The following is an 11,799-nucleotide window of genomic DNA, read 5'->3' as shown; positions in this document are numbered from 1 at the left end:
TGAAGAAGCATGTCCTCATCATCGGCGCGGGCGGTGTGGCCCAGGTCGTCGCGCACAAATGCGCCCAGAACAACGATATCCTCGGCGATATCCATATCGCGTCACGCACCGTGGAAAAATGCGAGGCGATCATTGCGTCAGTCCGCGAGAAGAATGCGCTGAAGACCGATGGGGCTATCGCGGCACATGCCCTCGATGCGATGGATGTGGAGGCGACCAAGGCGCTGATCGAGAGGACGGGCGCGAGGATCGTCATCAACGTCGGTTCGGCCTTCCTCAACATGTCGGTGATGTCGGCATGCATCGCGACCGGTGCCGCCTACATCGACACAGCCATCCACGAAGATCCGCTCAAGGTGTGCGAGCCTGCGCCGTGGTACGCCAACTACGAGTGGAAGCGCCGAGAGGAATGCGAGAAAGCTGGAGTGACCGCGATTCTCGGCGCCGGCTTCGATCCGGGCGTGGTGAACGCATACGCGCGGCTCGCGAAGGACGAATACTTCGACAGTATCGAATCCATCGACATCATCGACATCAACGCCGGAAGCCACGGGCGGTACTTCGCAACGAACTTCGACCCGGAGATCAATTTCCGCGAGTTCACCGGGCAAGTCTGGTCCTGGCAGGGTAGCAAGTGGGTCTCCAACAAGATGTTCGAGATCGGTCACGAATGGGATCTACCGACTGTCGACAAGCAGAAGGCCTATCTGACCGGCCATGACGAGGTGCACTCCCTGTCGCAGCTGCTGGGGGTGCCGAACGTGCGCTTCTGGATGGGATTTGGCGATCACTACATCAACGTCTTCACGGTACTGAAGAACCTCGGCCTGCTTTCGGAGCAGCCGGTGACCACGGCGGAAGGACTGGAAGTGGTGCCGCTGAAGGTGGTCAAGGCGGTCCTGCCCGATCCGTCGTCGCTTGCTCCCGACTATACGGGCAAGACCTGCATCGGCGACCTCGTCAAGGGCGTCAAGGACGGCAAGCCGCGCGAGGTCTTCATCTATAACGTGGCGGACCACAAGGAGGCCTACCAGGAGGTGGGCAGCCAGGGCATCTCCTATACGGCGGGCGTGCCCGCGGTGGCGGCTGCCATGCTGATCGCGACGGGCGAGTGGGACGTGAAGAAGATGGCGAACGTCGAAGAACTGCCGCCGCAGCCGTTCCTCAGCCTGCTCGGCCGTATCGGCTTACCCACCCGAATCCGGGAAGGCGAGCATGACATGGAGCTTCCGCTCGCCTGAATACCTGCTCCCGCCCCATCGAAGAAGATCGGGGCGGGAGCGATCTGCTTAGCTCGTGAAGAAGCTCTGCGTGCCGTGCGCCTCGATGGCCTCCGCGAGGCGGCCGAGCGCATGGACATAGGCGGCCGTGCGCATGGTGATGTTCTTCTCGCGGGCCACATTCCAGATCGCGCGGCCCTCGCGCTCCATGATGGCACGGAGCCGGTCGTGGATTTCCTCGACCGTCCAGTAGAAGCCCTGCCGGTTCTGAACCCATTCGAAGTAGGACACGGTCACCCCTCCGGCATTCGCCAGGATGTCCGGGAGGATGGTGACGTCCTTGCTGCCGAGGATGGCGTCCGCCTCCGGTGTCACCGGACCGTTTGCCAGTTCCAGCACCAGTTTCGCCTTGACGGACCCGGCATTCTCCTCGTCGATCATGTTCTCGAGGGCCGCAGGAACCAGGAGGTCGCACTCGACGCCGACCAGGGCATCGGGATCCAGGAGTTCGTGCCCGCCATGCCCAGTCGTGCTGGTGACCGATTTCCCGTCCGCCTTGGCTGCGAGGAGGAGGTCGATGTGAAGTCCCGCAGCCGAATAGACCGCGCCTTCCGAGTCTGAAACGGCGACGATCTTGTGTCCGTCCGCAGCTAGCAGGCGCGCAATGTGCTGCCCCGCATTGCCGAAACCCTGCACCGCGACCCGCATGGTCTGGGCAAGGCCGAGCTCGGCAGCGAGATGACGGACCAGATAGTACCCGCCGCGCGCCGTCGCGTCGCCGCGTCCGAGCGAACCGCCGAGCGCGATCGGCTTTCCGGTGATGACGGCCGGCTCGTGCTGGCCGACGATCTGGGCGTACTCGTCAGCCATCCATCCCATGATCATGGAGTTGGTGTAGACGTCCGGAGCGGGGATGTCGCGGTCAGGCCCGAGGATACGGGCAAACGCCTGGATGTAGGCGCGCGACAGCCGCTCCAACTCGGCCTTCGAAAGCTTGCGTGGATCGACCTGGACCGCGCCCTTGCCGCCGCCATAGGGCAGGTTCATCACCGCGCATTTGAACGTCATCCAGAAGGCGAGCGTCTCGACCTCATCGGCTGTGGAGTCCGGATGGAAACGAATGCCGCCTTTGGTGGGGCCGCGCGTGTCGTCGTAGCGGCAGCGCCATGCGAGGAACGACTTGCGCGATCCGTCGTCCATGCGGATCATGAGCCGGACCTTGGTCATTTCGCGCGCGAATTTCAGCTTCTCGATCACGTCCGGATCGATACTGAGATGGGCTGCCGCATCGTCCAGCCGGACGAGGGCGTCTTCAAGCAGGCTATCTTCGTGCATCATTTCTCCTCTGGTTGCCGGGAATTCGGAGTGACTAGCGAATAGGGGGCGCGGGCTGCGCAGCCGGGCAGGTCTAAAGCCTTTCATGGCTGGATGGAAACAGTTCTGTTTCCAAAATGGCGAATGATCCGCCACGCCCGAAGAACGGGCGACGAGATCGGCTGCCCGTAGCGCAGTCGATGTGGTTCATCGGGCCAGTCCGCTGAACCTCGTCAATCCGCGAACGCAATCTTCAGTCCGCGGCCGCAGCTTGCAGTCTTCTTACTCGATAGCAGAATTGCCTTTCGGGACAAGGGTGCATGAGCCAGGTATTCAGCGCCAGATGACGCAGCGCTCGTTTTCGCGTTTGGAAAGTTATCGTCTCGCGGACCGACACCTATCCCGACATGTCATTCGCTCCAGAGAGTCTGATCTAGCAATCAACCAAATAGTTATTAAAGTGGATGAATGGATTGCGTTGAGGGCCTTCAAAGGGCGCCTCATCGCAGGGAGGGACTCATGACGCCGGCGTCCGCCGATATTCCACTCGTCCAGCGCGTGATGAATCCAGCGCTCTTGATCGTAGACATGCAAAACGATTTCGTACGAGCAGGGGCGCCACTGGAGGTGGCCGAAGCGAGATCGACCATCGCGCCCATCCAGCGGCTGGCAGGCGCGTTCCGCCAGTTGGGTCGGCCGGTCATCTACACGCGCTTCCTGGCGGAACAGTCGCCCGGTTTGATGTGGCTATGGTCGCCGCAGTGCGGATCCGAGGTGAAGTGCTGCTGGCCGGGCGTCTCCCGGCGTTACCAAGACACGCCTGGTGAACTGGAATGCGCAGCGGTGATCGACGAGTTATCACCTGCGGCAGGCGATCCGATCGTCGACAAATACGGCTACGGCTCCTTCCACAATACGCAACTCGATGCGCTGTTGCGGGAGCGCGGTGTGCAATCGCTGGTGGTGACCGGAACGGTCGCGCAGATCTGCGTCGAGCAGACCGCGCGTGAGGCTTTCCACTACGGCTATCGGACGACGGTCGTTTCGGACGGCGTGTCTTCGTTCGATCACGAACTCAAGGCAGCGGCGCTGAAGAACTTCGCCATGAAGTTCGGCTGGGTGGCCGACAGCGAGACCGTTATCGGCTGGCTGGGGCAAGCGGCCTGATCTCGTCGAAGCTGGAACGGCGGCGGCCTTTTCGGCCGCCGCGAGGCTCGTCGGCAGAGGCTACGGCGGGCCACCGCGGCTTCGGATCGTATTTCTGAAGATGCGCGTACAGCGGCCTGTCAAGCGCGAAACCGCTTCAGGACAGCCATCGCTGCAGGTTCGCCTTCACGAAGTCGTCGTCGGCAAGATCGGCATGGATGCGACAGACGCGGTCAATGGCCTGGACCTGTCCCGGGCTTAACGTCTCGTTCGGATTGAGGCACCAGATGCCCTCGAGCAGACCCTGGCGGCGCAGCACTTCGTGGCAGCCGGCGATACAGCCGTGGAAATTGTTGGCGACATCGAAGAAGGCGGCGTTGCAATCGGTGACGCGCGCGTCGAGCGCCAGAATCTCGTCGGGGATCTGTCCTACTGCCACCGCTGCCTTGATGCGATCGAGCAATTGCACCGCGCCGCGCGTCCACACCGACCAGTGCCCGAGCAGCCCGCCCTGGAACCGCACCATAACCGGCACGCCGTCGCGGGGGATCGAGAAGGGGATGGCGAGGTCGAGCACGATGTGGTCGTCATTGCCCGTATAGAGCGTTATGCGATCCTCGGCCCTGGCCTCGACAAGGCCCCGCATGACGTCGATGGTGCGATAGCGATTGAACGGAGCTGCCTTGATCGCCACGACGTTATCGATCTCGCAAAAACGTCTCCAGAAGTCCGCATCCAGCGCTAGTCCGCCGACGGCCGGCTGAAGATAGAAGCCCACGAGCGGCATTTCGTCCGCGACGCGGCGGCAATGTTCGATGATCTCGTCTTGGGTGGCGCCCTTGAACGCCGCCAGGCTGAGCAGTCCGGCGTGGTACCCCAACCCGACTGCCGTGCGCGCCTCGCGGATCGCCTGGTCGGTGCGTCCGACGACGCCTGCGATCATGACCAGCGGCCGGTCGGTCCACTCCCTTGCAGCTTCCATCGCCAGCGACAGCACCGGTTCGTAAAGGCCGACGTCCCGTATTTCGAACTGGGTCGTATGTACGCCGACCGCGAGACCTCCGGCGCCGGCGTCGGTATAGTACCGGGTGAGGGCCCGCTGGCGTTTTGGATCGAATTTCCGCTCAGCCGTGAGCGCCAATGGCTGAGCCGGAATGACACAGCCTTCGCGTAGGACCCGGACCACCTCGGCAGGCAGTTGATTGCGATGAAGTCCCATCCCGGTCTCTCGTGTCGCCTCATCTCGTCACGAGATGGAGAGTCAGGCTTCCGTCCGCGACAAGGCGGACGATAGCAGAGGGTCAAGAAGTGTCAACCAACCGGTTGGTTTCTTTTCAAGGCGGCCAATGCGAACTCGATCACATGCTTTCGCCGCTTCGCAATCGCCTGGGGTGAGTTGAGCTTCTTGCCGAAAACCGCCGACAGGGTCGGATTGTTCGAGAAGTAGAAATAGGAGAGTCCCGCGATGGAGATGTAGACGTTGATCGGATCCATGTCGTCGCGGAACAGGCCTTCGGCCGCGCCACGCTTCAGCGTCTGGGTAAGCAGTTCGAGCAGCGGCCAGTGCATCTCGGTGAGCTCTTCGGATTTCGCCGCATGGGGCGCGCCCTGGGCGTTCTCATCGTTCAACAGCCTGATGAACTCGGGATGCTCGACAAGGTAGTCGAAAGAGTAGCCGACCAGCGTGCGCATGGCCTCCATCGGAGCGAGGTCGCCAAGGTGCAGCGCCTTCTCCTTCTCCCGGATTTCCGAGTACACCGTCTCCAGTGCAACTCGGTAGAGGTCGTCCTTGTTGCCGAAGTGGTGATAGAGCAGCTGCTTGTTGACGCCGGCACGGTTGGCAATCTCGTCGACCCTTGCGCCAGCAAAGCCCTTCTCGGCGAATTCGCTTATCGCGGTCGACAGCAGTGCAGCTCGCGTCGCTGCCGAGTCGCGCGGCTTGGGCTGCCGCCGCGGCTCGGCGCGGTCCGCTGCGGGTTTTGGTGCTCGTCCGGCCATCGGCTTCTCTCCTCGTCGACTCTACGGCCTGCGGCCGCGTCAGTCTGGTGGCGCAAGGTGCCTGCGACGCAACTGCGATGCGTCCGTCCATGGGGTATTGCATATTGACCGGCAATCCGCCTCCATGGTAACCAACTACCTAGTTACTTTCTGGGTGGATTGCAAATGCGGCCTTTCGCGGCTGGCGCTTCGGCTTACCAAAGGCTGCCTCGGATCTACTGGGCGCTGGTCGGGCTGGCGCTGGTCGGAATTTTCGCCGCGCCGCAGTTCCGCACCCTTTCCAACCTGGCCAACATACTCGAGCAGTCGGGGACATTGGCTGTCCTGGCACTGGGTCAAGCCTTCGTCATCGCCGGCGGCATGATCGATCTTTCGGTAGGGCAGCTTGTAGGATTGATCACTGTCGTCGCGTGCATGATGTTCGAGGCATATCCCGGCATGGGCTTCCTCGTTGTCGTCGCCTGCCTCGGGCTCGCAGCTTTGGTCGGACTCGTCAACGGCGAGTTGATCAATCGGCTCCGCATGTCGCCGCTGATCCTCACATTTGGCATGCTGAGTGTGCTGCAGGGCTTCATCTTCATGCTGACCGACCGCAGCATCGGCGAGGCCGCGCCCTTCATCGCCTTCCTGAGCAACGGCCGCGTAGGCGGCATTCCGGTTTCGCTGGTGCTGGTCGCCTTGGTGGCGATTGGGACGTATTATGCCTTGCAGCGCTCGATATTCGGCTGGCATCTCCTTGCCATGGGCAACAGCGCGGAGTCTGCGCGCAAGGCCGGCCTGAATCTCTTCTCGTTGACGCGGATCGTGTTCCTTGTCTCGGGGCTGTGCGCAGGCGTCGCCGGCCTCCTCGTGGCCGGACGCCTGGGCACTGGCTTCCCGAATGCGGGCAACGGGTTGGAACTGGATGCGATTGTGGCCGTCGTGCTCGGCGGTACTCCGCTGAAGGGTGGACGCGTCAGTGTCCTCGGTATTCTCGGCGCGGTCCTCTTCCTCGGCGTGCTGAACAATTTGCTGAACCTGCTCCAGGTGCCGGCCTTCACGCAGATCGTGGTCAAGGGCGTGATCGTCATCATCGCAATCCTGGCCGACCGCCCCGGCAAGCTTGCACAGCCGGCATGAGCATGGCGCTCGATACCCCGCGGGCATCCCTGCGCCTTCCGTCGCTCGACAAGGCCGCCGTTTGGATCGTGCTCGTCGTTCTCCTACTGCTGGCAGGACTGGCCTCCGACGCCTTCTTCAAGATCAACTATCTCACCAATCTCGTCCGGCAGGCGGCACCCGTCGGCATCACCGCAGTCGGCGTCACATTCGTGATGCTTTTGCGCGGCGTCGACCTTTCGGTCGGCGCGATCGTTTCCATGAGTGCCGTGGTTTGCGCCCTGGTCATGGACGGAAAGGCCGAGAACCTCTGGCTCGGCATCGCTGCGGCCAGTGCCTGCGGCGCGGCGATCGGGCTCGCCAACGGCTTGCTGATCGCGCACGGCAAGGTCTCCGCATTCATCCTGACCCTCGGCATGTCGATCGTCGTCTACGGGCTGGTGCAGATGGGAACCGGCGGCACGGCGCGCGGCATTGTCTCGCCCGGCTTTCGCGAGGTGCTGAACAGCCGCGTCGGCGGCGTTTTGCCCGTGTTGGTCATCTTCCTTCTCGTCGCGATGGCGATCGGCATCTTCCTGCAGTCGCGCACGCGCTTCGGACGAAGCGTCTACCTGATCGGCGCCAATCCCGACGCGGCGCGGCTCGCCGGCCTGCCTGTCAACCGCGTCACCGTGATCGCCTATGTCGTCTCGGGCTTTTTCGCCGGGCTGGGAGGTCTTGCCCTGCTTGCCCGCACCGGTGTCTCCGGCACCAATCCGGGCGCAGGCATGGAGTTCGACGTGCTCGCCGCCGTCGTCCTTGGCGGAACGACCTTCGCGGGCGGCCGTGGCAGCGTGGGCGCAACGTTCGCTGGCGTGATGGTGCTCTTCATCGCGCTCAATCTGGCGAATGTCGCGGGCCTGCCTTACGCGGCGCAACTCACCATCAAGGGTCTCATCATCATCGCTGCCTCCGCCGCCCATTCATGGATCGGCTGGCGGGTCAGCGCCCGCACGCAACAATAAACACCAGAAGGGGAGTAGAGGAAGTGCGTAAGAAACTCGTGACAATGGTGGTGGCGACGATGGTCGCCGGCTTTGCGACGAGCGCGACGGTCGCCCAGGAAATGGACCTCACCAAGAAGGAGACCTACGACCAGATCATGCAGTGGGCCAGCGAGCCCCTCGATACGTCGAAGTACAAGAAGGACGGCGATCTCAGCATCGGGGTGTCGGCCGGCTATCTCAGCAACGCCTGGATCAACTTCACCGCGCAGTCGGTGAAGTATGAAGCCTCGCTGCATCCAGAGATCAAGGAGGTTAAGGTCACCGATGCGGCCTTCAATCCGACCAAGCAGGCGGCCGATATCGAAGACCTTTTGACCAGCGGGGTCGACGCGATCCTGTTCTGGCCGGTCGACGAGAAGGCGATCCTTCCGGTGCTCAAGAAGGCGCACGACAAGGGTGTCGTCACCATCAACATCGGCTACAACTTCATGCGCGACGAGGCGGTCACCTCCAACGCCTACGTCAACCAGTGGACCTACACCGAACAGGTGGCGACGAGTTTCGTGAAGTCGCTGGATGGCAAGGGCAAGATCTTCGCCATGCTGCCGATCGCCGGCTCCTCCGCCGCCGTGGTGCAACTGGCCGTCCTGCAGGAGGTCCTCAAGAGCCACCCCGACATGGAGCTCATCAGCTCCGAATATGGCGACTGGGACCGCGCCAAGGCGAAGCAGCTCACGGAGAACCTGCTGCAGCGCTTCCCGCAAATCGACGGCGCCTTCTCGCCGGCTGGGCAGATGTCGATGGGCATCTACGAGGCCTTTGACGAGGCGGGCCGGCTGGAGGAACTGACCCTTTCTCCCGGCGACGACTATAACGGCTGGACGAAGCTGGTGGCCAAGGAAGGCAAGTGGGGCTCGGTGACGAGCGGCCTGGAGGTTGGCCGCGAGGCGGTCAAGCAGGCGGTCAAGATCCTCACCGGCCAGCCGACCACCACCGCGGTGGTGGTGCCGACGCGCTACCTCGATCCTGCCGAGGCCACGAAGCTGCATGAACCGGATCGTCCCGACGACTGGTTCAAGACCGATCTGCCGACCGAGTTCTTGCCGCAGTAAGACGCCTGTCGATGCCTCTGCTCCAGACCCATGCGCTGACACGCCGGTTCCCCGGCGTGCTTGCGCTCGACCACGTGGATTTCGCCGCGGAGGCGGGGGAGGTCCACGCGGTCTGCGGAGCGAACGGTGCGGGCAAGTCCACACTGATGAACCTGCTGTCGGGCACGATCACACCGACGTCCGGAACCATATCGGTCAATGGCGAGACGGTATCCTTCGTCTCGCCGGCCGACGCGCGGGATGCAGGGATCGCCATCGTCTATCAGGAGTTCAGCTCGATCCCGGAGCTGACGGTCGCCGACAACATCTTCCTCGGCCGCGAATTTTGCGGCCGCTTCGGCGCCATCGACCGTCGCGCCGCCTCGCGCGCAGCCGCCGATCTTCTTGGCCGCTACGGCATCTCGCTTCGGCCGGACGCCCTCGTCGGCTCGCTCGGTGTCGCCGACCGCCAGCTTGTCGAGTTCGCCCGCGCGCTCGCAACGGATGCGCGCATCCTCATTCTCGATGAGCCGACCGCCGTTCTTTCGATCTCGGAACAGGCGAAGCTCTTTGGCGTTATCCGCACCCTGCGCGAGAGGGGACTGCTGGTTCTCTACATCTCGCACCGGCTGGAAGAGGTTTTCGAGATTGCCGACAGAGTTTCCGTCATGCGCGACGGCGCACTCGTCGCCACGCGTGAAAAATCCGCGCTCACCTCGTCCGAATTGGTGCGGCTGATGACGGGTCGCGATGTGGCGGCCAACACCGCACCCGCTCTTCTCGTCGAAGGTCGCCGGACAGCCTTGAAATTGGAAGGCATCTCCGAGAATGGAGTGCCGCTTGAACTGCGGGAAGGCGAAATCCTGGGGCTAGCGGGACTAGTGGGAGCCGGCCGCACATCCATCGCTCATCGCATCGCCGGCCTGCGGCCTCGCGACGGCTTCTCAGCCGCGCTCTTCGGTGCAGCACTGCCCGATGATCCCGCGAGGGTGCTCGCCGCCGGCGTCGTCTACATGACCGAAGACCGCAAGCGCGACGGTATCTTCGCCCCGCTCGCCGTCACCAGCAACGCCACGGCGGCCTCGCTCGATCGCTTTGCGCTCGGCAGTTTTCTACGGCTCCGCCGCGAGCGGGCTCAGGCCGGCGAGGTGCTGCGCGGGCTGAGGCTGGTTGCCGCTTCATTGGACACTCCGATCGGGTCCCTTTCCGGCGGTAACCAGCAGAAAGTTCTGTTCGCGCGCGCTCTACTCGCGAGGCCGAAGGTACTGATCTGCGACGAGCCTACCCGCGGCGCTGACGTCGGCGCAAAGGAGGAGATTTATGCGGTGCTGCGGCGCCTTGCGGCGGAGGGCGTCGCGATCATCCTGATCTCGTCCGAACTGAACGAGGTGCTCGCTCTCAGCCACCGCATCGCCGTCGTCCGGCACGGACGCATCACAGCGGTGATGGACAATGCCGGCCTGGACGAGCACGCCCTGCTCGTTGCCGCGACAGGTGCTGGCTCGAAGAACGCGGCCGCGTAGTCGCTATCCGAACTCCGGCCCAGCCGCGACCATCACGCTGGATGGAATTCCAGGCAGGTCTGCACGATCCAGAACCATGCGCTCGAATGTCCGGAAGGGCTCGAAACCATGTTTGGTCAGCACTGGGTGCAGGCCGGCACCCGCGTCGAGCACATCCAGGATGACGGGGCTGGAAACGCTCACGAGGGCCATTTCCAGCAACTCGCGCCCTTCGGAATCGGAGGAGGCGACCAGCGGTCCGATCTGGGCGGCTCGGCGGCCCTGACGAACGAGGACATAGGACCGGGCGTCGCCAAGTATGATAGTGTGGGCGCGATCGAGGAAGTTCTCGAGCAGGAAACGCCGGTCGCCCCCAAACGCCCGAATATCGACGTTCAGGACCTTATCCCGCTCCGGCGCCCCAAGTTGGCCTGCATCGCCGGCCCGGGTTGAGCCACCGAGACCTATCCCTCCTCACCTCGTCATGCCGCAGCAGCTTCGGAATCCGAGCTGGCTATAAACGAGCGCGCCCTCGGGGGTGGCATCGAGCAGCGAGGCGGCACCCTTGGCACGCAGGGCCTCGATGCAGCGACCCATCAGGCGCGAGGCGATGCCGCGGCGTCGCCAGTCGGCAGTGACGAGGACCATCGAGATCCATCCGAAGCCGCCCCCGAACGGCAGGATGGCGGCCGATGCAACCAAGCGCCCTTCGACTCGAACCCCGTAGCATTCCCCGGAAGTCATGAAGACGGCCCAGTCGGCCGCCGTCTGATTCCAGCGGGCCTCGTCGGATAGCAGCAGCGCGTCGTCTATGTCCGAAAGACCCAGAACGACACTTGTTGCCTCGTCAGTAGGAACCACTTCTGACCTCGAACTTGGTCGGCTTGCCAAGGCTCCGGCGGCCCGCCGATATCCAGTCGGCCACCCAGTCCATCATCGTCATCACCGGCACCTTTGGATAGCCGAAGAGCTGGACCGCGCGGGCAGTGTTGGTAAGCCAGGAACGATCGGCCTCCTCTCCGACGATATTCGGCTCCATGCCAAGGCGTTCGCCAAGTTCACGCGCCAGCCAGCGGACCGACAGGATCTCCGGACCACTGACGTTGATCGGCATGGGCGGCGACGAGCAATGTGCGAGGCAGCGTAGCGCCTGTGAGCAGGCATCGCCCTGCCAGATGACATTGACGTGTCCCATCGAAATGTCGATCGGCTTCCCGTCCAAAATGTTCCTGGCGATGTCGTGCAGCACGCCGTAACGCAGGTCGATGGCATAGTTCAGCCGGAACAGGACGCCCGGCGTGCCGTGGATCTTGGAATAGTGCTGGAACATCCGCTCGCGGCCGAGGCAGGTGATCGCATACTCGCCGGGCGGGATTAGGCTTTACGTCCTCCGTGCTGCCGCCCTCACGTACCGTCGCGAAAGGATAGACGCATCCGGTCGAGA

The 11,799-nt window shown here is 63.3% G+C and carries 12 protein-coding genes; 6 read left to right on the top strand and 6 right to left on the bottom strand.

Features of this window, described 5'->3' with window-relative positions; translation table 11 throughout:
• A partial coding sequence (locus HUI96_RS24220; protein WP_188257276.1) for a saccharopine dehydrogenase family protein occupies positions 1–1,241 on the top strand: 1,241 nt, incomplete at its 5' end.
• 48 nt (positions 1,242–1,289) lie between these two features.
• Here HUI96_RS24220 and HUI96_RS24215 read toward each other — a convergent pair.
• The gene (locus HUI96_RS24215) at positions 1,290–2,555 is read right to left on the bottom strand and encodes a Glu/Leu/Phe/Val family dehydrogenase (RefSeq protein WP_188257275.1); all 1,266 of its coding nucleotides are present in this window, start codon (positions 2,553–2,555) and stop codon (positions 1,290–1,292) included.
• A 498-nt stretch (positions 2,556–3,053) separates the two neighbouring features.
• On the opposite strand from HUI96_RS24215, the gene HUI96_RS24210 reads away from it, so the two are divergent.
• Complete coding sequence (locus HUI96_RS24210) at positions 3,054–3,701, top strand: cysteine hydrolase family protein (RefSeq protein WP_188257274.1); 648 nt, start codon at positions 3,054–3,056, stop codon at positions 3,699–3,701.
• Between the two features lie 136 nt (positions 3,702–3,837).
• Here HUI96_RS24210 and HUI96_RS24205 read toward each other — a convergent pair whose 3' ends face one another.
• Together HUI96_RS24205 and HUI96_RS24200 are read right to left on the bottom strand one after the other, a co-directional pair.
• Positions 3,838–4,899 (bottom strand): dihydrodipicolinate synthase family protein, encoded by a 1,062-nt coding sequence (locus HUI96_RS24205; RefSeq protein ID WP_188257273.1) that lies wholly within the window; start codon positions 4,897–4,899, stop codon positions 3,838–3,840.
• 92 nt (positions 4,900–4,991) lie between these two features.
• A complete protein-coding gene (locus HUI96_RS24200; RefSeq protein ID WP_188257272.1) occupies positions 4,992–5,678 on the bottom strand; it encodes a TetR family transcriptional regulator in 687 nt (228 codons plus the stop codon).
• A 165-nt stretch (positions 5,679–5,843) separates the two neighbouring features.
• On the opposite strand from HUI96_RS24200, the gene HUI96_RS24195 reads away from it, so the two are divergent.
• Genes HUI96_RS24195 through HUI96_RS24180 form a run of 4 tightly spaced genes read left to right on the top strand, consistent with a single transcriptional unit; the run spans position 5,844 to position 10,376 of the window.
• The gene (locus HUI96_RS24195; protein ID WP_188257271.1) at positions 5,844–6,797 is read left to right on the top strand and encodes an ABC transporter permease; all 954 of its coding nucleotides are present in this window, start codon (positions 5,844–5,846) and stop codon (positions 6,795–6,797) included.
• Between the two features lie 2 nt (positions 6,798–6,799).
• Entirely contained in the window at positions 6,800–7,780 is a 981-nt protein-coding gene (locus tag HUI96_RS24190; RefSeq protein ID WP_188257270.1) for an ABC transporter permease, read from the top strand.
• 23 nt (positions 7,781–7,803) lie between these two features.
• Positions 7,804–8,874 (top strand): substrate-binding domain-containing protein, encoded by a 1,071-nt coding sequence (locus HUI96_RS24185; protein WP_188257269.1) that lies wholly within the window; start codon positions 7,804–7,806, stop codon positions 8,872–8,874.
• Between the two features lie 11 nt (positions 8,875–8,885).
• On the top strand, positions 8,886–10,376 hold the full coding sequence (locus tag HUI96_RS24180; RefSeq protein ID WP_188257268.1) for a sugar ABC transporter ATP-binding protein: 1,491 nt from the start codon (positions 8,886–8,888) through the stop codon (positions 10,374–10,376).
• Positions 10,377–10,379: 3 nt separating this feature from the next.
• Here HUI96_RS24180 and HUI96_RS30325 read toward each other — a convergent pair whose 3' ends face one another.
• The 3 genes from HUI96_RS30325 to HUI96_RS29600 form a co-directional block, all read right to left on the bottom strand.
• Positions 10,380–10,712 carry a hypothetical protein gene (locus tag HUI96_RS30325; protein WP_425299287.1) on the bottom strand — a complete coding sequence of 111 codons (333 nt, stop codon included), beginning with the start codon at positions 10,710–10,712 and terminating at the stop codon, positions 10,380–10,382.
• A gap of 117 nt (positions 10,713–10,829) precedes the next feature.
• The gene (locus HUI96_RS24170) at positions 10,830–11,216 is read right to left on the bottom strand and encodes a GNAT family N-acetyltransferase (RefSeq protein ID WP_188257267.1); all 387 of its coding nucleotides are present in this window, start codon (positions 11,214–11,216) and stop codon (positions 10,830–10,832) included.
• The gene (locus HUI96_RS29600; protein ID WP_237684350.1) at positions 11,203–11,685 is read right to left on the bottom strand and encodes an NAD-dependent epimerase/dehydratase family protein; all 483 of its coding nucleotides are present in this window, start codon (positions 11,683–11,685) and stop codon (positions 11,203–11,205) included. The genes HUI96_RS24170 and HUI96_RS29600 overlap by 14 nt, the downstream gene beginning before the upstream one ends.
• Between the last annotated feature and the right edge of the window lie 114 nt (positions 11,686–11,799).

The organism is Pseudaminobacter soli (ex Zhang et al. 2022), from assembly GCF_014595955.1.
Lineage (GTDB): Bacteria > Pseudomonadota > Alphaproteobacteria > Rhizobiales > Rhizobiaceae > Kumtagia > Kumtagia pseudosoli.
The sequence above is the reverse complement of the archived record's forward strand: the minus strand, read 5'-3'. Positions and strand labels throughout refer to the sequence as shown.